The 20,723-nt window shown below is 63.2% G+C and carries 23 protein-coding genes; 8 read left to right on the top strand and 15 right to left on the bottom strand.

From position 1 onward, the window contains the following. Positions 1–211: 211 nt before the first annotated feature. Entirely contained in the window at positions 212–1,342 is a 1,131-nt protein-coding gene (locus ACWPWQ_RS05290; protein ID WP_454009175.1) for a NapC/NirT family cytochrome c, read from the top strand. A 22-nt stretch (positions 1,343–1,364) separates the two neighbouring features. Beyond that, positions 1,365–3,845, top strand: coding sequence for a trimethylamine-N-oxide reductase TorA (torA, locus tag ACWPWQ_RS05285; RefSeq protein WP_454009174.1), 2,481 nt, complete (start codon positions 1,365–1,367; stop codon positions 3,843–3,845). A gap of 137 nt (positions 3,846–3,982) precedes the next feature. Here torA and ACWPWQ_RS05280 read toward each other — a convergent pair whose 3' ends face one another. The 4 genes from ACWPWQ_RS05280 to ACWPWQ_RS05265 all read right to left on the bottom strand — a co-directional run bounded on the left by ACWPWQ_RS05280 (position 3,983) and on the right by ACWPWQ_RS05265 (position 7,024). Then, the gene (locus tag ACWPWQ_RS05280) at positions 3,983–4,444 is read right to left on the bottom strand and encodes a hypothetical protein (protein ID WP_454009173.1); all 462 of its coding nucleotides are present in this window, start codon (positions 4,442–4,444) and stop codon (positions 3,983–3,985) included. A 122-nt stretch (positions 4,445–4,566) separates the two neighbouring features. Next, positions 4,567–5,916: a sensor histidine kinase gene (locus tag ACWPWQ_RS05275; RefSeq protein ID WP_139437893.1), complete on the bottom strand. Its 1,350-nt coding sequence runs from the start codon at positions 5,914–5,916 to the stop codon at positions 4,567–4,569. A gap of 37 nt (positions 5,917–5,953) precedes the next feature. Then, entirely contained in the window at positions 5,954–6,610 is a 657-nt protein-coding gene (locus tag ACWPWQ_RS05270; protein ID WP_025328630.1) for a response regulator transcription factor, read from the bottom strand. 81 nt (positions 6,611–6,691) lie between these two features. After that, entirely contained in the window at positions 6,692–7,024 is a 333-nt protein-coding gene (locus ACWPWQ_RS05265; RefSeq protein ID WP_139437895.1) for a PepSY domain-containing protein, read from the bottom strand. A gap of 63 nt (positions 7,025–7,087) precedes the next feature. On the opposite strand from ACWPWQ_RS05265, the gene ACWPWQ_RS05260 reads away from it, so the two are divergent. Beyond that, positions 7,088–7,336, top strand: coding sequence for a PepSY domain-containing protein (locus ACWPWQ_RS05260; RefSeq protein ID WP_005332668.1), 249 nt, complete (start codon positions 7,088–7,090; stop codon positions 7,334–7,336). Positions 7,337–7,381: 45 nt separating this feature from the next. Here ACWPWQ_RS05260 and ACWPWQ_RS05255 read toward each other — a convergent pair whose 3' ends face one another. Next, complete coding sequence (locus tag ACWPWQ_RS05255) at positions 7,382–8,020, bottom strand: protein-methionine-sulfoxide reductase heme-binding subunit MsrQ (RefSeq protein ID WP_454009172.1); 639 nt, start codon at positions 8,018–8,020, stop codon at positions 7,382–7,384. 91 nt (positions 8,021–8,111) lie between these two features. Continuing rightward, on the bottom strand, positions 8,112–9,116 hold the full coding sequence (gene msrP / locus ACWPWQ_RS05250) for a protein-methionine-sulfoxide reductase catalytic subunit MsrP (protein ID WP_454009171.1): 1,005 nt from the start codon (positions 9,114–9,116) through the stop codon (positions 8,112–8,114). A gap of 370 nt (positions 9,117–9,486) precedes the next feature. On the opposite strand from msrP, the gene ACWPWQ_RS05245 reads away from it, so the two are divergent. Then, complete coding sequence (locus tag ACWPWQ_RS05245) at positions 9,487–9,960, top strand: DUF1097 domain-containing protein (protein WP_319917421.1); 474 nt, start codon at positions 9,487–9,489, stop codon at positions 9,958–9,960. 43 nt (positions 9,961–10,003) lie between these two features. Here ACWPWQ_RS05245 and ACWPWQ_RS05240 read toward each other — a convergent pair whose 3' ends face one another. The 4 genes from ACWPWQ_RS05240 to cydH all read right to left on the bottom strand — a co-directional run bounded on the left by ACWPWQ_RS05240 (position 10,004) and on the right by cydH (position 13,567). Then, positions 10,004–11,284 carry a sigma 54-interacting transcriptional regulator gene (locus ACWPWQ_RS05240; protein ID WP_139437902.1) on the bottom strand — a complete coding sequence of 427 codons (1,281 nt, stop codon included), beginning with the start codon at positions 11,282–11,284 and terminating at the stop codon, positions 10,004–10,006. 61 nt (positions 11,285–11,345) lie between these two features. Further along, entirely contained in the window at positions 11,346–11,855 is a 510-nt protein-coding gene (locus ACWPWQ_RS05235) for a hypothetical protein (protein WP_247627517.1), read from the bottom strand. A gap of 104 nt (positions 11,856–11,959) precedes the next feature. After that, positions 11,960–13,372 (bottom strand): sensor histidine kinase, encoded by a 1,413-nt coding sequence (locus ACWPWQ_RS05230; protein ID WP_139437906.1) that lies wholly within the window; start codon positions 13,370–13,372, stop codon positions 11,960–11,962. 102 nt (positions 13,373–13,474) lie between these two features. Further along, a complete protein-coding gene (cydH, locus tag ACWPWQ_RS05225; RefSeq protein ID WP_106885551.1) occupies positions 13,475–13,567 on the bottom strand; it encodes a cytochrome bd-I oxidase subunit CydH in 93 nt (30 codons plus the stop codon). Positions 13,568–13,692: 125 nt separating this feature from the next. On the opposite strand from cydH, the gene ACWPWQ_RS05220 reads away from it, so the two are divergent. Beyond that, positions 13,693–14,241, top strand: a complete 549-nt coding sequence (locus tag ACWPWQ_RS05220; RefSeq protein ID WP_404837341.1) for a 2-amino-4-hydroxy-6-hydroxymethyldihydropteridine diphosphokinase — start codon at positions 13,693–13,695, stop codon at positions 14,239–14,241. 77 nt (positions 14,242–14,318) lie between these two features. On the opposite strand, the gene ACWPWQ_RS05215 is transcribed toward ACWPWQ_RS05220, so the two are convergent. Beyond that, complete coding sequence (locus ACWPWQ_RS05215) at positions 14,319–15,023, bottom strand: SDR family oxidoreductase (protein ID WP_139437910.1); 705 nt, start codon at positions 15,021–15,023, stop codon at positions 14,319–14,321. Between the two features lie 129 nt (positions 15,024–15,152). Here ACWPWQ_RS05215 and ACWPWQ_RS05210 point away from each other — a divergent pair, with 129 nt between their 5' ends. After that, positions 15,153–15,557, top strand: a complete 405-nt coding sequence (locus ACWPWQ_RS05210; RefSeq protein WP_265435022.1) for a CBS domain-containing protein — start codon at positions 15,153–15,155, stop codon at positions 15,555–15,557. On the opposite strand, the gene ACWPWQ_RS05205 is transcribed toward ACWPWQ_RS05210, so the two are convergent. Then, entirely contained in the window at positions 15,554–16,090 is a 537-nt protein-coding gene (locus tag ACWPWQ_RS05205; protein ID WP_429161934.1) for a DUF2301 domain-containing membrane protein, read from the bottom strand. The genes ACWPWQ_RS05210 and ACWPWQ_RS05205 overlap by 4 nt on opposite strands. Before the next feature lie 92 nt (positions 16,091–16,182). Here ACWPWQ_RS05205 and ACWPWQ_RS05200 point away from each other — a divergent pair, with 92 nt between their 5' ends. Further along, entirely contained in the window at positions 16,183–16,938 is a 756-nt protein-coding gene (locus ACWPWQ_RS05200) for a substrate-binding periplasmic protein (RefSeq protein WP_446699553.1), read from the top strand. 8 nt (positions 16,939–16,946) lie between these two features. Here ACWPWQ_RS05200 and asnC read toward each other — a convergent pair whose 3' ends face one another. Then, positions 16,947–17,408: a transcriptional regulator AsnC gene (asnC, locus tag ACWPWQ_RS05195; RefSeq protein ID WP_139437917.1), complete on the bottom strand. Its 462-nt coding sequence runs from the start codon at positions 17,406–17,408 to the stop codon at positions 16,947–16,949. A gap of 153 nt (positions 17,409–17,561) precedes the next feature. On the opposite strand from asnC, the gene asnA reads away from it, so the two are divergent. After that, on the top strand, positions 17,562–18,554 hold the full coding sequence (gene asnA / locus ACWPWQ_RS05190; RefSeq protein WP_454009170.1) for an aspartate--ammonia ligase: 993 nt from the start codon (positions 17,562–17,564) through the stop codon (positions 18,552–18,554). A gap of 502 nt (positions 18,555–19,056) precedes the next feature. Here the strand turns inward: asnA and ACWPWQ_RS05185 are convergent. Both ACWPWQ_RS05185 and ACWPWQ_RS05180 read right to left on the bottom strand, forming a co-directional pair. Next, positions 19,057–19,971: a c-type cytochrome gene (locus ACWPWQ_RS05185; protein WP_454009169.1), complete on the bottom strand. Its 915-nt coding sequence runs from the start codon at positions 19,969–19,971 to the stop codon at positions 19,057–19,059. After that, a complete protein-coding gene (locus ACWPWQ_RS05180; RefSeq protein ID WP_319913938.1) occupies positions 19,968–20,591 on the bottom strand; it encodes a c-type cytochrome in 624 nt (207 codons plus the stop codon). The genes ACWPWQ_RS05185 and ACWPWQ_RS05180 overlap by 4 nt, the downstream gene beginning before the upstream one ends. Positions 20,592–20,723 lie beyond the last annotated feature (132 nt).

Below are 20,723 nucleotides of genomic sequence, written 5' to 3'. Positions count from 1 at the left end.
GTGCGGATCTGATGACCCACCGAGCGCCAAATAAGCCTAAACTGACAAAGTTAACCCTCTGAATTTGATTTAAATTCAAACAATAGTGTTTTGGTGAAACTTAAAACCAAAAACAACCAATTTAAAGAATAAAAAGCATAACCGAGGTCAACCCCTCACCCACCAAGACTACTACTATATTGGTAATACCCGATTCGAAGGACACTGCACCATGCTTGGAAAAATGTTGAGAAAGACCTGGTTCTGGCTCCTGCTGCTCGGAGCCCTGCTGGGCGTCGCGGCACTGGGAGTGACAGTCACAGTGCTGCACAAGACCAGCTCCACCGAATTCTGCGTCTCCTGCCACTCCATGCAGACACCGCTCGCCGAGTATCAGGGCAGCGTCCACTTCCAGAACGTGAAGGGGATCCGCGCAGAGTGCGCCGACTGCCACATTCCCAATGAGCCCGCCTCCTACCTCTGGACCAAGATCCGCGCCGTGAAGGACATCTATCACGAGGCGATCGGCACGCTCGATACTCCTGAGAAATACAAAGACCACAAGCTGCGCATGGCCCAGACGGTCTGGGATCAGCTCAAGGCCAACGACTCCGCCACCTGTCGCAGCTGCCACAGCTACGCCGCCATGGACATCCTGGCCCAGCGCCCCAACGCCCGCGCCGAGCACCCGGTCGCCATCAAGGAGGGCCAGACCTGCATCGACTGCCACCGCGGCGTCGCCCACATCATGCCTGACATGAGCGGTCTGGCCGCCGCCGGTGCCAGTGAACTGGCTGCCGCCGCGGCCCAGACCCCGGCCAGCGTCACCACCCGTTACGCCATCGCCACCACCCCCCTGTTCCTCGATGCCAAGGCCACCACGGACGAGGGCACCCTGATGCCGTCGACCCAGGTCGAGATCCTGGCCAACGACAACGGCCGCGCCCAGGTGCAGATCGAGGGCTGGCAGCAGGACGGGGTGAGCGAGGTGTTCTACGCCGCCCCCGGCAAGCGCATCCTGAGCGTGCTGGTCGGCGATGCCGCCAAGCAGGCGCTGGTCACCGGCAAGAGCGAGACCGACAGCGCCACCAACCTCACCTGGCATCAGGTCAGCCTGACCGCCTGGGTGGATCAGAACCAGCTCATCGGCGATCAGGGCAAGCTGTGGCAATACGCCGCCACCCTGATGTCCAACAACTGTACCGGCTGCCACGGTCTGACCGCGCTGGATCACTTCAATGCCAACCAGTGGATAGGCGTCATCAAGGGGATGGAGTCCCGTACCTCCCTCACCCCGGAGCAGGCTCGCATGCTGACCCAATACGTGCAGAAACACGCCAGTGACATGAGCGCGGCACACTAAGGCTGGAACAGAGGAATTCGATATGACTTTTTTCAATGATCAACAGACCAATCTGTCCCGCCGCAGCCTGCTCAAGGGCATGGGGGCCTGTGCCGCCCTGCCCCTGCTCGGTGCCCTGTTCCCGAAGCACGCCCTGGCCCAGGCCATCAGCACCGCGCTTGAGCAGTTCCCCACCCTGGTCCCCGCCCAGAAGGGCATATTGACCGGCGCCCACTGGGGAGCCTTCGAGGCCATAGTCGCCGATGGCCGCATGGTGCGGGTCCAGCCGGTGGCCGACGATCCGGCGCCGAACGACCTCATCGACATGGCGCCGTTCCAGGTCCATGCCAAGAACCGCATCAAGTACCCCATGGTACGCAAGAGCTGGCTGGAGCACGGCCCGGGCGCCAAACCCGAGCTGCGCGGCGCCGACGAGTGGGTGCGGGTGAGCTGGGAGCAGGCCATCGAACTGGTGGCCGGCGAGATCCAGCGGGTCCAGCGCGACGTCGGCCCCCAGGCGATCCACGCCGGTTCCTATGGCTGGAAGAGTGTGGGCATGTTCCACAACAGCCGCACCCTGCTGCACCGCCTGATGAACCTCGCCGGGGGCTTCACCGGCTATGCCGGGGACTACTCCACCGGTGCGGCCCAGGTGATCATGTCCCACGTGATGGGCTCCATCGAGGTATACGAGCAGCAGACCGCCTGGCCGAACGTGGTGGAGCACGCCGAACTGGTGGTGCTCTGGGGGGTCAACGCCCAGGTCACCCTGAAGAACAGCTGGAACATGCCGGATCACGAGGGTCAGGCAGGCTTCAAGGCACTGAAAGAGAAAGGCACCCGGGTCATCAGCATCGACCCCGTCTACAACGAGACCGCCAAGCTGGCCAACGCCGAGTGGATAGCCCCCAACGCCTACACAGACGTGGCCATGATGCTGGGGGTGGCCCACACCCTCTATAGCGAGCAGAAGCACGATCAGGCCTTCCTCGATCGCTACGCCGTCGGCTTTGACAAGTTCCTCGCCTACCTGCTCGGCCAGGACGACGGTCAGCCCAAGAGCGCCGAGTGGGCGAGCACCGTCTGCGGCGTCGAGGCCAAGGTGATTCGCCAGCTGGCCCTCGACATGGCGGCCAAGCGCACCATGATCATGGCCGGCTGGGGCATGCAGCGGCAGCACCACGGGGAGCAGCCCAACTGGATGCTGGTCACACTGGCGGCCATGCTGGGCCAGATCGGCCTGCCGGGGGGCGGCTACGGCTTCAGCTATCACTACTCCTCCGGTGGCAGCCCCACCGCCAAGGGCGGCATTCTGGCGGGCATCTCCGCCGGCAACGCCCCCAAGAACAGCCCGGCCCCCATTCCGGTGGCGCGCATCGCCGACTGCCTCGCCAATCCGGGCAAGACCATCGACTTCAACGGCCGCAAGGTGACCTATCCGGACATCAAGCTGGTCTACGTGGCGGGGGGCAACCCCTTCCACCACCACCAGGACACCAACAACCTGCTGCAGGCCTGGCGCAGGCCCCAGACCGTGATCGTCCACGAGCCCTACTGGACCGCCACCGCCAAGCACGCCGACATAGTGCTGCCGGTCACCACCAGCTACGAGCGCAACGATCTGGAGATGGGGGGCGACTACTCCCAGCGCTATGTGTTCCCCATGCACCAATGCGTGCCGCCCCAGCATGAGGCCCGCAACGACTTCGACATCTTCAGCGCCATCGCCGCCAAGCTGGGCCTGCAGGAGGCCTATACCGAGGGCAAGGACGAGATGCTGTGGCTCAAGCAGATGTACGACGGCATGGCCGCCCAGGCCCGGGGTGCCCGGGTCGCGCTGCCGCCGTTCAGCATGTTCTGGGAATCCAACAACTACATCCGTTTCCCGATCCCGGAGGCGAACCGCCAGTGGATCCGTCACGCCGATTTTCGCGAGAACCCGCTGCTCAACCCGCTCGGCACCCCGTCCGGCAAGATAGAGATCTTCTCCAACACGGTAGCCGGCATGGGCTATGCCGACTGCGCCGGTCACCCCAAGTGGTATGAGCCCAAAGAGTGGGTCAAGAGCGAGGCAGCCGCGCGCTATCCGCTGTCGCTCAACACTTCGCACCCGACCCAGCGGCTGCACTCCCAGCTGGACAACACCCCCCTGCGGGACAAGTTCGCCATCGCCGATCGGGAGGCCATACTGATCCACCCGGACGACGCCAAGAGCCGCGGCATCCAGGACGGGGACCTGGTGCGCGCCTTCAACGAGCGCGGCCAGATCCTGGTGGGGGCGCTGCTCTCGAAAGACATTCGCCCCGGCGTGGTGCGGATCTGCGAAGGAGCCTGGTTCGATCCGGCCAAACCGGGCGAGGTGGGCGCCATCTGCAAGAACGGCAACGTCAACTGCCTCACCTTCGACGAGGGCTCTTCCAGCCTGGCGCAAGGCAACTGCGGTCACATGGCCCAGTTGCAGATCGAGAAATACAGCGGGCCAGAACTCGTCAACACAGCCCATGAGGTACCGGCCAACGCCTGATCCCGGGTGAAAACAATAACGGCGCCATAAGGCGCCGTTTTTTATCGTGGTTTCCGATGTGACTCAGAAGTCTCCCTCAACCATGTACTCTTGTGCACACTCCACACGCCTTGCAGCCAGAGCGCAGCCAAGGTGGATCAGAAGTCTCCCTCAGCCATGTACTCTTCCGCACACTCGACGAGCTGGGGCCAGAGCTCTTCCGGCACCCAGGCTTCGGGGTCATCCTCGTCCCCATCATACTGGGTCCAGAAGAAGGCGCGCAGGCCGCTCGCGAAGTCGTCGCTGATCTCGGCAAGCTCGGAGAGCGGCCCCAGCCAGGCGATGCGGCGCAGGCCGGAGGCGAGATCGTTGATGGCATCCATCAGGGTGCGATCGTCCTGACTCTGCTCCACCAGCAGGGTGAAGCGCTCGCGGGCGCTCTCGGTCTGATCCTCGTCCAGTTCGCCCACATCGGCCAGCAGATCGACAAAGTCCTCCAACAGGAACTGGATCAGGGACTCCCTGTCCTCAAACCACTGGATCTGGGCCCCCTTGGTACCCAGCACGGAGGCATCGAACGAATCATCGAGATGGCACAGCGCCCATGGATCGTCAGTCATTGCTACCCTTCCTACCACTTGAATTAAGGACTCTATCTTATGCCTGGTGCGCCCCCCATGCTACCTCGGAGGACGACCCGGGCCCGAGCGGCCCATGCCGGACCGCCTCGCTCATACGTACGCTAACCGTCTACCCTGGCCACCTTGGGCAGGGAGAGGGAGGCGGCAAGCCCTCCCAGCTCGGCGCGCCCCATGATGAGGCTGCCACGATAGGCTTCGGCCAGGTCTGACACTATGTTGAGGCCGAGCCCGGATCCCGGCACCTTCTCGTCGAGGCGCACCCCGCGCAGCACCGCCTTGGCTATCTGATCCTCGCTCATGCCGGGGCCGTCGTCCTCGATACGCAGGGTGATCCAGCCCCCCAGCTCGGCGCTGGAGATGCGCAGCTCGCTGGCGGACCACTTGAAGGCGTTCTCCAGCAGGTTGCCCACCATCTCGTCAAAGTCCTGCTCCTCCACCCCGACCGCCAGGTTGGCCGGCACCTGCAGGTCCACCGTCTTGCCCGGGTAGAGACGGGAGAAGGCGCGACAGATGTACTCCACCCGCGCCCGCACCGGGGTCGAGACCCCGAGGATCTTGGCGGCCCCGGTGACCCGCGCCTTGCCGAGGTGATAGTCGATGTGGCGCTGGATCTGGTCGAGCTGCTCGCCGATGGCGGCCTGATCCTCGGGGGGCAGCTGGGCCACCTGATTGCGCATTATGCTGAGCGGCGTCTTGAGGGCGTGAGCCAGGTTGCCGGTGTGGGAGCGGGCCCGCTGCAGCAGCTCGCCGTAGTGGTGCAGCAGGCGGTTGATGTCTTCCACCAGCGGCTGGATCTCCAGCGGATAGCGCAGCCTGAACCCCTCCTGATGGCCCTGATGAACCCGGCCCAGCTCGCGGCGCAGCAGATGGAGCGGCCGCAGGCCGTAGACGATCTGGAACATGAAGCCCAGCACCAGACCGGCGGCCGCAAAGCCGAGACCGAGGAACAGGCTGATCCGGGTCTTCTTCAGGGTCTGGGTCAGGGCGCTGCTGTCCTTGGCCATCACCAGGGTAAACACCTTGTCAGAGCCCGGCAGCAGCACGGTGCGGGTCATGATCAGCAAGGGCTCCTTGTTGGGCCCCTTGCCGACGAAGAGATCCGGATCCCCAAAGGCCGACTTCAGGCCGTGGGCGCTCAGGTGTACATCCCACAGGGAGCGGGAGCGGCTGACTACGGCATCCCCCAGCTCAAGCTGCCAGTAATAGCCGGAATAGGGCTGGCGGAAACGGGGATCCGCCATGGGCTCGGTGACCACGGGCAGGCCGTCGGGCTGGATCTCGAGGCGGGAGAGCAGATCGTAGAGCTGCAACCGCAGGCCGTCGGCTTCCGCCTCCTGCCAGTAGTTGCGCATCATGGTCTGCAGACTGAAGCCGGTGGCGAACAGGAAGAGCCCGCACCAGACCAGTGCTATGGCCACCAACCGTCCCCGCAGGGTACGCACCAGCCTCATTCACCGCCCCCCAGCCGTGCTGGCATCAACGCCCGTCTCACTCGTTGATCCGGTAGCCGAGACCGCGCACCGTCTCGATCAGATCGGCGTGGGTCTTCTTGCGGATCCGGCCGATGAACACCTCGACCGTGTTGGAGTCGCGATCGAAATCCTGGGCATAGATGTGGTCGATCAGCTCGCTGCGGGACACCACCTTGCCCCTGTGCTGCATCAGGTAACCCAGTACCCGGAACTCGTGGGCGGTGAGCTTGATCGGGGTCCCTTCGTACCATACCTGAGACGCCGCCATGTCGAGCCTCACCCCGCCAATCTCCAGGATGGAGCTGGCGTTGCCCGCCGCCCGCCGCACCAGGGCCTGTACCCGGGCCACCAGCTCGGCGACCTGGAACGGCTTGGTGAGGTAGTCGTCCGCCCCGGCGTTGAGCCCTTCTATCTTCTCGTGCAGCTGGCCACGGGCAGTCAGCACCAGCACGGGTGTGTCTATCCCCTTGCTGCGCCACTCCTTGAGCACGCTCAGGCCATCGCGACCCGGCAGGCCGAGATCCAGAATGATGGCGTCGTAGGGTTCGGTCTCGCCGAGAAAACCCGCCTCGTTGCCATCGTGGCAGAGATCGGTCACAAACCCGGACAGGCGCAGCTGTTCCGCCAGCTGGCCTGCCAGGATCTTTTCATCTTCAACTATCAGAATTCGCATAAATGGGTATCCAAAGCAGAGTTGCGCCTGTCGCGGCGGCGATTGGGGGACGAGTCATCAGGGCGGGGAGCATGCGGCGGATCACTCCTCTTCCGGGGGCGGGCGAGGCTCGAACAGGCGCTCCAGATGATGACCCTTGAGCCACACCATCTCCAGGTTGTCGGCGCGATAGCCCACCTTGATGACGCTGTTCTCGTCGTCGATGAGCCGAAGCTCGTAGAGCCAGACCCCGTCCTCCTCCCCCAGATCGACGCGCAGTACGCGCACCGGCAGGCGGGAAGCCACCTCCATCAACTCATGAAAAGGTCGGATCCGCCCCTCGCTGACCGCCTGTTGCAGCAAGGCCTCGTTCGGCTGGGCCGCCTGGGCCAGCATCGGCAGCAGCAATCCAAGCAGGGGCAGCGCGCTATTCATGGGTGATTCATCTCTCAAAACCTAACATAATGCCGTTTATAGTGTGCCAGCCATGAATCCGGAATGAATATGATCCCACGCAGTATCCTGCTGATCCTCTGCCTTTTTTCCACCCTTGGCTGGGCGGCTCAGGCGCGTCTCGACATGCCGGCCCTGGTCAAGCTGTTGCTGGCACAAGGGTACCACGACATTCGGGAAGTCGAGCTGGAAGGGGACAAATTCGAGGTGGAAACCCTGGACGCCGACGATAGGCGAGTACAGCTGCAGGTCGATGCCTACAGCGGAGAGATCACCAAAAAAGAGGCCGATTAGGCCTCTTTTGCCAGGTGCGCTGCGCGAGGAAGAGGGCGTGACCAGTCACGCCTCTTTCAGTTTCTGGCGCTGCTGCCGGCGCTGGCGCCAGGGACGCAGCAGCTTCTCCCGCCGCGGCCACAACAGCCCCCCCGCCAGCAACAGGTAGATGAGGGGCTCCTGCCAGCCACTCTTGACCGACCACCAGTAGTGCACCGGCACCAGCAGGGCCACCGCATAGATCCAGTTGTGCAGCTTCTGCCAGCTTGGCCCCATGACCCGCAGCAGGGCCGGGATCGAGGTGATGCTGAGCGCCAGCAGCAACAACAGCGCCACCATGCCCACCACTATGTAGCTGCGCTTCACCAGCTCGCCGCCGATCAGTCCCCAGTCGAACTGCAGATCCAGCCCCAGCCACACCATGAAATGCAAGCCGGCCCAGGTCGCGCACCAGAGCCCGAGGGGGCGGCGCAGCTTGATGAGCTGCCCCTGGCGCCAGCGTTTGGCCAGCGGCGACACCAGCAGGGTGAGCAGCAGCAGGTGCAGGGCTCCCTTGCCGAGGTAGTGGGTCAGCCCCTGTACCGGATCCCCCCCCAGCAGCCCGGCCGGCACCGCATAGCCCAGCCAGAGCAGAAAGCCGAGCGAGGCCAGGTGTACCAGCAGGCGCAAGCCGTTGATATGGGCTGTTTTCAGTCTCGGCGTCATATCGCAGTTCCCGTTATGTTTTTCCCGCTTCTCATCCCCTCTCCCGCCAGGGGAGAAGGGGGCACAAGACCATGCGGGCAGAGCGTCAGTCTCAATACCATTTGCGTAGATCCATCCCCTGATAGAGGGAGGCCACTTCGTCGCCATAGCCGTTGAACATCAGGGTCGGCTGGCGCTTGGCGCCGAAGATGCCCCCCTCGCCGATGAAGCGCTCGCTCGCCTGGCTCCAGCGCGGATGATCCACTTCGGGATTGACGTTGGCATAGAAACCATATTCGTTCGGTGCCAGCAGGTTCCAGGTGGTGGGAGGCATCTCCTCCACCAGACGGATGGAGACGATGCTCTTGATGCTCTTGAAGCCGTACTTCCAGGGCACCACCAGCCGGATGGGCGCCCCGTTCTGGGCGGGCAACGTCTTGCCGTAGAGCCCCATCGCCAGGAAGGCGAGCGGGTGCATCGCCTCGTCGAGGCGCAAGCCCTCCACATAGGGGTAATCGATACCGCCGCCGAGGGAGCGGGAGGCCTGTCCCGGCAGTTGCTCGGGATCATAGAGGGTCTCGAACGCCACGAACTTGGCGCGACTGTTGGGCTCGGCACGGCGGATCAGATCCGCCAGCGGGATGCCGCTCCAGGGCAGCACCATGGACCAGGCCTCCACGCAGCGCAGCCGGTAGATCCGCTCCTCCAGGGTGCTCTTGTTGATGAGATCCCACACATCCAGGGTAAAGGGGTTGGCCACCTCCCCCTCCACCTTGAGCGTCCAGGGCTCGGGCTTGAGGTAGTGGGCGTTGCGGGCCGGATCCCCCTTGTCGGTGCCGAGCTCATAGAAGTTGTTGTGGCTGGTCGCCTTCTCCAGCGGCGTCAGGGTCAATCCGTCCTGCCGGGTCGCAGCCTTGTAATTGAGTGGTTTGGTGGCAGGTGCCGGGGTCGACTCCTCGGTGGAGAAGAGATCCAGCAGGCTGGCCTGGGTGGGAAATGCCAGGGTGGCGGCACTCAGTCCCAGCCCTTTCAGAATGAGTCGGCGATCCTGATAGACGGCTTCCGGCGTGACATCCTGTTCGGTGAGGTGATGAGAGGTACGGCGCTTGATCAACATGGAAAACTCCCGGGGCGATGAGGCTGACAACCATAAGACCCGCCCCGGCCGAGTTTTATTTCACACAAATTTACATGGGCTGGTAAAGAGGCAGTGCCTTGGCCATGGTGCCGACCAGGAACAGCAGAATGAATACCAGCAGGGGGACTATCACGTTTGGCACCATCAGACTCACTCCATGAGCAGGACAGGGCCTCTAACTATGGTCGAAGGCCAAGGACGCCTCCAATGAATTTTTTTCGCGAGCGCAAGCGTATTCCCGAGTTGAAAAGAGTGACGGAGATCACACACAATCCGGCCCCTGCTTGCCGCCCCCTTGCCGAAGGGTAGGCTGCCTCCTTTTCCGAATTCAACCACTGAGAGTCATGCCATGAGCCCATTGATCGCCATCGCCATCACGACCGGGATCCTCTCCGCCGTCTGGGGCGGACTGGCCGCCGCCCTCGGCCTCATCTCCTGGGTCGGCTTCCTCGGTTGTACCAGCTATTTCGCCTCGAGCGGCGGTTACAAGGCGCTGCTGCAGACCCTGCTGTGCAATGCCAGCGGCATGCTGTGGGCACTGCTGCTGATCCACGGCGAAGGTTGGTGGGGGGCCGGCATGGCGGGCTATCTGATGACGGGTGTGGTGGCGACCCTGATGTGCGTGCAGGCCAGGCAGCAGTGGCTGGGCTACATTCCCGGCACCTTCGCCGGTTGCTGCGCCACCTTCGGGGCGGCGGGGGAGTGGCGGCTCATCCTGCCCTCTCTGGTGATAGGCGCGCTCTTTGGCTACCTGATGAAGGCGAGCGGCCTCTGGCTCTCCCGCAAAACCCAGGCCAGCACTGGCGTGACCGACCCGGCCTGAACAAGGGGAGCGGCAAGTCACTGACCGGCCGCCCCCGCCTCTCTCATCCCTTCGATTTGAAGTTTGCCGCCTCGATACCGTGCCGATTCAATAACTTGTAGAAATCGGTGCGGTTTCTTCCCGCCATGTTGGCCGCCAGGGTCACATTCCCCTCCGTGGTGCGCAGCAGGCGGATCAGATACTCCTTCTCGAACTCGGCGCGGGCCTCGTTGAACGAGGGAATGCCGCCGACGCCACCGCTCAGGGCCGATTCCACCATGGCGGCGCCGATCACCGGGCTGCAGCAGAGGCTGGCGAGCTGCTCCACCACCCCATAGAGCTGACGGACGTTGCCGGGCCAGGCCGCCGCCGCCAGCAGGGCCAGCGCCTCCGGCGAAAAGCCGAGGGCGGCGCAGTTGTCGTGGCGACTGCGATAGTCGTCCAGCGCCTGGCGCGCCAGCAGGGGGATATCCTCGCTGCGGGCGCTGAGGGGTGGCAGCGTGATGTTGGCCACGTTGAGGCGGTAGAAGAGATCCTCCCGGAAACGCCCCTCCTCCATGGCGGTGACCAGATCCTGATGGCTGGAGCTGATGACCCGCACCTCGGGGGTGCCCTGACCATATTCCGCCAGCACCTGCAGCAACTTGGCCTGCAACGACTCCGACAGATTCCCTATCTCGTCGAGGAAGAGGGTCGCCCCCTTGGCCTGCTCGAACAGGCCGGACTGTCCATCCTCGCCAAACAGCTGCAAGTCCAGTACAGGCCAGGGCAGCGCGGCACAATTGATGGTGTGCAGCGGCTGGTCACGGCGACGGCTTGCCTGATGCAGCGCCTGGGTCATCACCCCCTTGCCGGAGCCCGAAGGGCCCAGGATCAGCACGGGCACCTCCATGGCGGCGATGCTGCTCGCCTGGATCAGCAACTGCTCCATCTGGGGGTTGCGGGTCTGGATGAGGGATTGCCACTCATGCTGCTGTTTCGGGCGGGTCAGACTCAGGGCGTGCTCTATGGTAACCAGCAGCTCGTCCTTGTCGATGGGCTTGGTGAGAAAGCTGAACACCCCGGAACGGGTCGCCTGGATGGCGTCGGGGATGGTGCCATGGGCGGTCATGATGATGACCGGCATGCCGAGCCACTGGGACTGGATCCGCTCGAACAGCGCCAGCCCGTCCATGCCGCCCATCCGCAGGTCGCTCAGCACCAGATCGGCCCGCTGCTGGCGCAACCTGTCCAGCGCCCCCTCGGCACTGTCGGCGGTATCCACCTCGTAACCCTGACTGCGCAGGCGCATGCTCATCAGTTTGAGCAGGCTGGCATCGTCGTCCACCAGCAGAATGCGACTCATGCTCTCACCCCTTTACCCTGAAGACCTGTTGTTGTTCCCTGCCTTGCACGCCCTCGGCACGTCATGGCTGGGCGCCCCCATTGAGTTTGCGCTGGTTGAGCTGTTCGTCGATGGCGGAGAGCTGCTCTATCTGGCGGCGCAGACGCTGCACCTCCTGGCTCTGATCGTCGCGGCGACTGTCACGGGCCAGCAGCTCCTCGCCGAGGGCTATCCAGCTGCGCAGGAAGGCCTGGGCATCCAGGCCGAGCTCGGGCAGCAGGGCCTTGAGCTTGTCCAGCCCGGCCCGGCGGCTCGCCACCGACTCGGACGGATGGGTGTTGACCATGGCCAGGCTGACCCGGCTCTCGAGATCGGTGGCACCGGCCAGCCGCTCGCGCTCCTGCGCCCGCTGCTGGGGACGGCTGGCCAGCAGCCAGTCGGAGTATTGCAGGCGCACCTGCATCTCTTTGTTGGCGAACTCCATCCGCTTGGCGAGGACCTGCTCGGAGGGCTCTGTCAGGCTGCGCGATGGCAGCAGGGAGCAGCCTGCGAGCAGGCTCATCATCAATACGGGTACAACGAATCGTTTCATCTTGAATGTCACTTCAGATCCTGGTGGAGAACAGGCACCTGCCCGTTCCTCTCATATTCTGTGTCAAGGCGCCGCCCGCACCTGCGGGGTGGCCACCGCGCCCGTCAGCTTGGCCGCACGTTCAAATCCAGCCGGAAACAGACATCGGCCTGTTTATCCTCTATTAATTTAAGCTCGCCCCCCAGACTCATCGCCGACTCGCGGGCGATGGAGAGGCCCATCCCGGATCCTTTCAACAACCCCTGGCGCACTATGCTGCCCTGCTCGAAGGGCTCGAAGATCCGCTCCCGCTCGTCTGGCGGGATGACGGGCCCTTCGTTGGCCACCTCCAGCCAGCTGCCGTTGGCATCCTGGCCGGCACGGATCCAGATCTGGCCACCCTTGGCGCCATAACTGACCGCGTTGGAAAACAGGTTGTCGAGGATGAGTCGCAGACGATAGGGCTCGGCCTGCAGGCTGATGGGTTCGGGCGGCAAGTGTACACTGATTTGTTTGGATTCCAGCGCCAGCCGGTATTCTGCAGACAATTCTGACAGCAAGGGGGCCAACGGCACCGCCGTCAGGCTGAACACCTCCTGCTGGCTGAGGCGGTTGAAATCGAGCAGGCGCTCGATCAGGGTCTGCAGCCGGCGGCTGTTCTCCTCCAGCATCTGGCAGATCTCCTGCTGATCCCCGTTGAGCGGCCCCACCAGCTGTTCGGAGAGCAGATCCGCCCCCTCCCGCAGCACGGCAAGGGGGGTCTTCAGCTCGTGGGAGACGTGGCGCAGGAACTGGTACTTCTGCTGTTCCAGCTCCTTGAGCTTGTCGTGCAGCCAGCCGATCCGCTCTCCCAGCAGCACCAGTTCGGCGGGGCCATCCACCGGGCGCTTGTCCGGCTCGACACCGGCTCCCAGGCTCAGGATCCGCGACTCAATCTGACGCACGGGGTGGATGATGAGGTAGGTAAACAGCAGCACCAGCAACAGGCTGAGCCCCGCCACGAAGCCGCTCACCCACCAGATCTCCTTCCTCAGCTCGGCGATGGCCGCCCGCATGCCCGCCACATGCTCATCGACCTGGCTGCGGGTGACCACTTCCAGTTGCTGGTTGAGCTCATTGAACCGGGTGAACTTGGGGCTGGTCGCCTCCTGTCTGGCCTTGCGCAGATCCTGCAAGCCATCCAGCCAGGCCAGGGTGGCCTCGAGATCCGTGTAGGCGGCGGCATCCGGGATGGACTGCCGATGGGTGGCGAGCAGCTCGCGATAGCGGGCCAGCTGCTGCTGATAGCTGCCGAGGATGCGTTCGTCCCCCAGCACCGCATAGCGGCGCAAGGTGCGCTCCAGATCGATGGCCTGGGTGGTGAGCAGGGTCGCCCGGCGGGTATCCCGCACCGCCCGCTCCATCTCGTCGCTGGTCAGCTGGCCCAGATGGGAGAGCGCCTGGCTGTCGTGCCAGATCATGCCCCCCAGGGGCATCAGCACCAGCACGAAGCCCATCAATACCACCTGGAGCAGGGAACGGGGCCGAACCTTGGTCATCTTCTGCTGTCTCGATTCGTCATGGGTGGGCCAGCATATCCGCACTCCATGAAAAAGCAAAACCGGCCAGGGGGCCGGTTTGATTGCACTCGGGGTCCGGATTCACGCCAGACCGACGGACGCCAGGCAGATTATCAGGATCACTGCCAGGGCACCTGAGGCGGTCAACAGCGCCCACTTCATTTCAACACTCATATGAACCTCCTTTCTGCCAATCAGAGTTGGATCACAACAGATAACGGCATGTTAATTCATAGTAAATCCGATAACCGTGAGCTGCGTATATATTTCAGACGAGCCCAACCCAAGGAATGGCAACCATGTTTTACCTCTGCAGCATTGGATCCAACCTAGACCCCACCCAGCACGTCAGCCAGGCCGTGGAAGAGCTGCTGGCCCGCTTCGGCCAGCTGCGTCTGAGCTCGGTGATCCAGACCAAACCGGTGGGGATGCAGTCGCGCCATGACTTTCTCAACTGCCTGTTCGTCGTCCAGAGCGAGCTCTCCGCCGCCCAGCTGAAAGCCGAATTCGTCACCATGGAGCTGGCCCATGGGCGGGATCGCGGCAATCCCCTGTGCAAGGTGACGGACAGGCCCCTCGACATCGACATCCTGGCCAGCCACGAGAGGGATGCCTTCGCCGGGGTCGGGGTGGATGCCTATCTCGGGGATCTGCTGGCCGAGATGTATGAGGGAGGGCGGGTCGGCGCCCACAAGGTGACGCTGCGTATGCAGACCAGCAAGGTGTTTGCGCCGCTGAACTTCGGCCAGCAGCCCGTGACCCTGCGCCAACCCGCCGAACAGCGTCAGGAGCTGGCCGCCGTGCACCCGGACCTGCCTGCCCATCAGGCGACCATTCGCCACCACTAGTCACCCTGCTGGATCATCACGACGGGAGCCCGATCAGACTCCCGCCATCGCTTCATTCAACGACGCGCTCATGACGTCTAGATGACGGCGAGGGCCCGGCCACCGTCCACCCGGATGCTGGCCCCCGTCATATAGTCGTTTGCCATCAAGAGCCTGACTGCCTGCCAGATGGGCTCCAGTCCCCCCTCCCTCGCCAGCGGCGTTCGGGCCAGCACCTGCTGGCGCCAAGCGTCCCCATGTTCATCGAGGAACAGTATGGGGCCGGGCTCTATGGTGTTGACCCGCACCTCGGGTGCCAGCTCCCGGGCAAAGCTCATGGCCAGCGAATGGGCCCCCGCCTTGGTGGCCACATAGGCGGCGAACTGGGGTGCCGGCGCGTGAATGTAGATGTCGGTGATGTGGATGATGCTGGCGTTGGGATTGCCTGCCAGCTTGGGTGCCAGCGCGCGGTTCAGCTGGAAAGGGGCCGCCATATGCACCCGATAAAACTGCTCGAACTGCGCCAGCTGCGCCGCTGGCTCACCGGCCTGCGGCTCAAAGGCCGAGGCGTTGTGGATGATCAACGCCAGATCGTCATGGGCACCCAGCGCCGTGGCAAGGCGGGCCACATCTCCTTCCAGGGCGAAATCCGCCTGCACCAGCTCCACCCCCAGATCCCGCAAGCGGGCCAGCTCGGGCCGCTCGCTGCGATAGCTGCCCGTCACCTGCCAGCCTGCGGCCACCAGCTGTTCGCACAGGTAGAATCCCAGCCGACGGCCACAGCCCGTTACCAATGCACGCATAACCTCTCCTTCTGTCAGTGCTTGCCGACCCGGGGCCCTGCCTATCAATCTCCACGGCACAAGCCATTGGCCCCGTCCGCCATCCAGCGGACATAGTGACACCACTTTAACCCTTTTGGAGCCACCCAGATGCTGCAGATCCGCAATCACATGAGCCGCCCGACCCACTTCCTCAGCCCGCAACTCGGCCTGGCCGAGGCCCTCGACAGACTCCATCAGGCTGACGCGAGCGGCCTGCCGGTGCTGGATGATCAGAAACGGCTGATCGGATTCCTCTCCGAGCAGGACTGCATTCCCAGCCTGCTCACCGGCAGCTATCACTGCGACAGCCGCACCCGGGTGGAGGATCTGATGAGCCGCACCCCGCTGTTCGTCAGCCCGGACGACAGCATCCTGGATCTCGCCCGCCAGATGACGGGGGCCAGGCCCAAGGTCTATCCGGTACTGGAAGGGGGCAAGGTGATCGGCATCATCAACCGTCGGCAGGTGATGCAGGCCCTCAACGCGCAGATGAAGCAGTGCCAGGCCACCTAGAGCTGGTAGCGTCCCCGATCGCCGATATCGAAATGCAGGGGCATGCGCCACTTGGCCAGACTGAGCAGGCCAAGCAGCAGGCCGCTCGCCAGAGCAACCAGGGCCGTGGCCCAGGCAAAGCGGGTCCACTCCAGCAGCCACAGCAGGGGTAACAACAGAGGCAAGAGCCTGATACCCGGGATGGCGAAGCAGAACTGCTCCTTGAACGCCAGGCCACTAAGGGTGGCCAGGGCCGCCCCCAGCACCAGGATGGCGGGGGCGCCGCAGGCGGCCAGCATCACGCCGCCCCAGGCCAGCCCCTGCAGGAGAAACCGGACCCGCTTGTCATAAATGTGCAGGCAGAATCCACACAGGCCGCTGGTCACCACCAGCATGGTCAGCCAGACGGAGGGAGACAGGGGCACCGGTCCCCCCAGCAAGCCAACCCCTCGACACAACAGCAGCAAAGCTGTCAGACTCAGACCGAGACGATAGAGACGGACAGAGAGCCTGTCGATGCCATCCAGTTCGCTTTCTACTTCAGGGTTTGCCATCCGGGGTCGTCTCTTGTCAGGTATCTGCTGGTCACTATACCCCGTTGCGCATAAACCAGCCCCGAGTGTTCAGGAGATGTGATTTGCGAATCTTGCTCGTGTTCTGCTTGCTGCTGCCCTGCTGGCTGTCGGCCAGGGAGCTGGTCATTGGCGGCCTTCTTGAGCCCCCCCTGAAGTGGCTGGATGAGAAAGGGCAGCCACGAGGGCTGGATGTGGATCTGGTCACCACCATCTTTGGCGTCCTCCGGGTCCCCATCAGGATAGAGCTGCTCGATTCCGGTGCCAGACTCACCCGCAACGCCGAGGGCGGCGTCTATGACCTGCTGCTGAGCCACTCCTACAAACCGGAGCGGGAGGCCTATCTGCTCTATCCCAAGCAGGCCCATATGCTCCATAGCTGGCACTTCTTCGTGCGCAAGGCCGACATGGAGAAGATCCACTACGATAGCCTGGTCGATCTCAAGCCCTGGCGTATCGGTGTCACCAGGGACTTCTCCTACACCCCCGCGCTCACGGCGGCCATGGCCGACCCGGCCTATCGCTTCCAGGAGATCCCCATCAACCAGTTGCAGCTGCGCAAGCTGATCGCCGGGCGCATCGATCTGGTTCCCATGTCCCTGGTCACCGCCTTCACCCAGATAAAAGAAGAGGGGCTGGAGGGCAGGCTCGGCTACCTTCCAAAACCCCTCAAGACCAGCCCCTACTTCAATGTCTGGACCCGCTCCCGGGCCGATGCCGACACCCCGGCCCTGATGGCGGCCTATGACGCCGAACTGCTGCACATGAAACAGGATGGCCGGCTCAAGGCCCTCTACCACAAGTACGGCATCCCCTATATCGCACCCTGATCAGTCGGTCAGGGCTTCACGTCTCTCAGAATGGGATTTTGCAGGGAGATCAGGGTTTCGGTGGACTGGATCTCGTCTATGGTCTGGATCTTGTGGATCAGCACGGTCTGCAACTCGTCGATGGAGCGGGTCATCACCTTCATGAAGATGCTGTAGTGGCCCGTGGTGTAGTAGGCCTCCACCACCTCGTCCAGCGCCTGCAACTTGGCCAAGGCCGAGGGGTAATCCTTGGCACTCTTCAGATTGATGCCGATAAAGCAACAGACGTCGTAACCCAGCTTCTTGGGGTTCACCTGTACCCGGGTCCCCTCGATGATCCCCGCCTGCTTCATCTTCTCCACCCGCACATGGATGGTGCCCGGGCTGACCAGCAATTGTTTTGCAAGCTCGGCGTAAGGAATACGCGCATTCTCCATCAGGGCGGTGAGGATGGCCTGATCGAGATTATCGATCCGATAATTTTCCGACACTTTTTTGCACTCCCGTTGACGATATATCAGTAAAATCCCGGACATTTTGAACAAAAAAATACGCAAAGCCTATTTCTATTATCGAATATTGAATTTAGTGCGCAATCTGTTGAAGAATCGCCACATCCAACGGGTTTGAAACAGGTATTTCCCATGAAACAGCACTACATTCGCAGCCAACAACAGATCAGCTTCGTCAAAGAGATGTTCTCCCGCCAGCTCGCCCAGCAACTGGGCCTGATGGAGGTGCAAGCCCCCATTCTGAGCAGGGTCGGTGATGGCACTCAGGACAACCTCTCCGGCCACGAGAATGCGGTGCAAGTGAAGGTGAAGACCCTGCCGCAGCACAGCTACGAAGTGGTGCACTCCCTGGCCAAGTGGAAGCGCCAGACCCTGGGCCGCTTCGGTTTCGGCCCGGGTGAGGGCATCTACACCCACATGAAGGCTCTGCGTCCGGACGAGGACAGGCTGACCCCCATCCACTCCGTCTACGTCGATCAGTGGGACTGGGAGAAGGTGATGCCGGGCGAGCGCCGGGATCTGGCCTACCTGCAGGAGACGGTGCGCGGCATCTGGGCCGCCATCAAGGCCACAGAGCGCGCGGTCTGCGCCGAGCACGAGCTGACCCCCTTCCTGCCGGCGGAGATCCAGTTCCTGCACAGCGAAGAGCTGCTGACCCGTTACCCGGCTCTCGACGCCAAGGGGCGCGAGCGCGCCATCGCCAAGGAGCTGGGGGCCGTGTTCCTGATCGGCATCGGCGGCACCCTCTCCCACGGCGAGCGCCACGACGTGCGCGCCCCGGACTATGACGACTGGAGCAGCGAGAGCGAACTGGGTCTGGCCGGCCTGAACGGTGACATCCTGGTGTGGAACCCTGTGCTGGAAGACAGCTTCGAGATCTCCTCCATGGGGATCCGGGTGGACGCCGAGGCCCTGCGCCGCCAGCTCGCCATCACCGGCGACGAGGATCGCCTGCAGTACGACTGGCACCAGGACCTGCTGGCCGCACGGATGCCGCAAACCATAGGCGGCGGCATAGGCCAATCCCGTCTGGCCATGCTGTTGCTGCAAAAAGAGCACATAGGTCAGGTCCAGGTCGGCGTCTGGCCATCCGAGATGAAGGCCGCCATCCCGGGCATGCTGTAAGCAGGTCATGGGCATAGGGTCATCCCGGGTCGGCACAGAGGAGCACATCGACCAGCAGATACAGGTCGGCGTCTGGCCATCCGAGATGAAGGCTGCCGTCCCGGGCATGCTGTAAGCAGGTCATGGGCATAGGGTCATCCCGGGTCGGCACAGAGGAGCACATCGACCAGCAGATACAGGTCGGCGTCCGGCCATCCGAGATGAAGGCAGCTATCCCAGGCATGCTGTAAGCAGATTGATGGCATCCGGCAACCCATGCCGGATGCTGAAGGTGTGTGGCGGTGCGGACTGAAAGAGCGCAGTCCGGACAGGCTGTAAGGAGAGGGGCATCCTGGATGCCCCTCTGCGAAACCGGGGCTTGCCCCTGCGACCCGCTCAACCCACGCAAGGTCGCATCGAATACATTCCTCCCGGCAATCCTCGGATTGCCGTTTTTTTTGCCTGCAGCCGGGCGCCCCATGAAAAAAGGGGCCTGAGCCCCTCTGTAGTCCTGCCTCTGCCCTCAATATGCCTTGCTGCCCAGCAGGTGGCCATCCACCGGGGAAGGCAAGCCGTACTGGGAGTAGGTGCCATGGAACGCCTTGGTGGTCTGGCCGAGATCCCCCTTGAACCTGGGATCCTGAGGGCGCTCGTGGCTGTTGATGTAAAGGGAGACATCCCAGGCCTGCTGATCGCTCAGGCTCCCTCCCTGGGAGAGCGGCATGTTGCTCTTGATGAAGGCGGCCGCCTTGTCGATGCCGTGCATGCCCGCGCCCCAGTTGTAGCTCTCCTTGCCCCACAGGGGTGGGAAGACGTAGCGATCCGCCACCTTCTTGCCCTCCCCCTCGTTGCCGTGGCAATCGGCACACCGCTCGGCATAGACACTCTGGCCCCGCTTGAAGTCGGGGGCCTGAGGAGGTGTGGCGATGGCGAAGAAGTTGCGCCCTGGCAGTTTGTCACTGATGGGGGCGCCGCTCGCCAGCCAGTAGGAGTAGGCCACCAGATCCCGGATCGCCTGGCTGTCATAGGCGGGGGGCTGGCCCTCTCTGGCATTCATCGAATAGAGGAAACAGCCTTGCAGCCGATCCTCATAGGTGTTCACCTTGTTGTTCTTCTTGCGATAGGCGGGATAGGCCGGATAAGCCCCCCACATGGGACTGGCACCGGCAATGATGCCGGCGCCCAGGTGACAGTTGCTGCACTGCAAGCCGTTCCCCGGCTGGCCCTCCCCCTTGAGCTGCTGGGTGTTGACGAACAGGCTGTAGCCACGCTTGATGGCCGCTCCCATCTCCCCCTCCGGCACGGCAGACCAGTCGGGCACCTTGTGGTAGTTGCCATCGGGCGCCTTCTCCCCGAGCGGGACGCTGAACTGATCCTCGAACGCTGCGCCATGAGCCAGACCGGCCAACAGGCAGGCCATCAGATATGCATACTTCATTTCGCCACCCCCTGCGCCGCGAAGTAGTTGGCCACCGCGTCCATTTCCGCCTCGCTGAGGGACTTGGCGATGGCAGGCATGGAGCCCATGGCGCCAAGCGGGCGCTTGTCGGCCTTCCAGTAGATCAACTGCCGCTTGAGGTAGGCGGGATCCTGACCGGCGAGACGGGGAAACAGGGGCATGACGCCGACGCCACTCGGGCCGTGGCAAGCCACGCAGGCCGGCAGATTGCGCTCGGGTTTGCCGGCCAGGGCCAGCCGCTCCCCCGTCTCCATGTCCCCGGGCCACTTGTCGCCGCTCCAGTGCAGACTCACCTCCTTGGCGGCGGCCTGGCTGGCAAAATGGCTGGCCGCCCGGGCTATCTGCTCGTCGCTCAACTGGTAGATGATGGGATTCATGAAGTCGCTGACCCGTTTGCCGCTGCGAAAGGCCCGCAGCTGCTCGCTCAGGTAGGCCTCCGACTGCCCCCAGAGATTGGGGATGTTCGACTCCTTGGGCACGCCGTTCATCCCGTGGCAGGTGGCGCAGATCTGGGGCACATCCTCGATCGCTTGCGCCCCCTGTGCCGCCAGGGGCACCAGGCTGCTGCACAGCAACATGAGCGAAAATCGTGTTCTCATTGGCAAAGGCTCCCTCTCCTGACAATGACAATGACAATGGCGTCATTAATGGTATGAAGCCTATCACCACAATTCGATGACCAATAGTTATCGCCATGTTAACGCCAACATGCTGCGACAATAAAAAACGCC

The sequence above is a fragment of the Aeromonas sp. Marseille-Q7275 genome (assembly GCF_965119515.1).
The sequence above is the reverse complement of the archived record's forward strand: the minus strand, read 5'-3'. Positions and strand labels throughout refer to the sequence as shown.

Coding starts and splice junctions, on each gene's coding strand:
- ACWPWQ_RS05270 (WP_025328630.1), bottom strand. CDS start 6,610: ATGCGAATTCTGATAGTTGAAGATGAAAAGATCCTGGCAGGCCAGCTG.
- msrP (WP_454009171.1), bottom strand. CDS start 9,116: ATGTTGATCAAGCGCCGTACCTCTCATCACCTCACCGAACAGGATGTC.
- ACWPWQ_RS05220 (WP_404837341.1), top strand. CDS start 13,693: ATGTTTTACCTCTGCAGCATTGGATCCAACCTAGACCCCACCCAGCAC.
- ACWPWQ_RS05265 (WP_139437895.1), bottom strand. CDS start 7,024: ATGAATAGCGCGCTGCCCCTGCTTGGATTGCTGCTGCCGATGCTGGCC.
- ACWPWQ_RS05210 (WP_265435022.1), top strand. CDS start 15,153: ATGCTGCAGATCCGCAATCACATGAGCCGCCCGACCCACTTCCTCAGC.
- ACWPWQ_RS05240 (WP_139437902.1), bottom strand. CDS start 11,284: ATGAGTCGCATTCTGCTGGTGGACGACGATGCCAGCCTGCTCAAACTG.
- ACWPWQ_RS05235 (WP_247627517.1), bottom strand. CDS start 11,855: ATGAAACGATTCGTTGTACCCGTATTGATGATGAGCCTGCTCGCAGGC.
- ACWPWQ_RS05185 (WP_454009169.1), bottom strand. CDS start 19,971: ATGAAGTATGCATATCTGATGGCCTGCCTGTTGGCCGGTCTGGCTCAT.
- cydH (WP_106885551.1), bottom strand. CDS start 13,567: ATGAGTGTTGAAATGAAGTGGGCGCTGTTGACCGCCTCAGGTGCCCTG.
- ACWPWQ_RS05230 (WP_139437906.1), bottom strand. CDS start 13,372: ATGACCAAGGTTCGGCCCCGTTCCCTGCTCCAGGTGGTATTGATGGGC.
- ACWPWQ_RS05205 (WP_429161934.1), bottom strand. CDS start 16,090: ATGGCAAACCCTGAAGTAGAAAGCGAACTGGATGGCATCGACAGGCTC.
- ACWPWQ_RS05180 (WP_319913938.1), bottom strand. CDS start 20,591: ATGAGAACACGATTTTCGCTCATGTTGCTGTGCAGCAGCCTGGTGCCC.
- ACWPWQ_RS05245 (WP_319917421.1), top strand. CDS start 9,487: ATGAGCCCATTGATCGCCATCGCCATCACGACCGGGATCCTCTCCGCC.
- torA (WP_454009174.1), top strand. CDS start 1,365: ATGACTTTTTTCAATGATCAACAGACCAATCTGTCCCGCCGCAGCCTG.
- ACWPWQ_RS05280 (WP_454009173.1), bottom strand. CDS start 4,444: ATGACTGACGATCCATGGGCGCTGTGCCATCTCGATGATTCGTTCGAT.
- ACWPWQ_RS05215 (WP_139437910.1), bottom strand. CDS start 15,023: ATGCGTGCATTGGTAACGGGCTGTGGCCGTCGGCTGGGATTCTACCTG.
- ACWPWQ_RS05290 (WP_454009175.1), top strand. CDS start 212: ATGCTTGGAAAAATGTTGAGAAAGACCTGGTTCTGGCTCCTGCTGCTC.
- ACWPWQ_RS05255 (WP_454009172.1), bottom strand. CDS start 8,020: ATGACGCCGAGACTGAAAACAGCCCATATCAACGGCTTGCGCCTGCTG.
- ACWPWQ_RS05260 (WP_005332668.1), top strand. CDS start 7,088: ATGAATATGATCCCACGCAGTATCCTGCTGATCCTCTGCCTTTTTTCC.
- ACWPWQ_RS05275 (WP_139437893.1), bottom strand. CDS start 5,916: ATGAGGCTGGTGCGTACCCTGCGGGGACGGTTGGTGGCCATAGCACTG.
- asnA (WP_454009170.1), top strand. CDS start 17,562: ATGAAACAGCACTACATTCGCAGCCAACAACAGATCAGCTTCGTCAAA.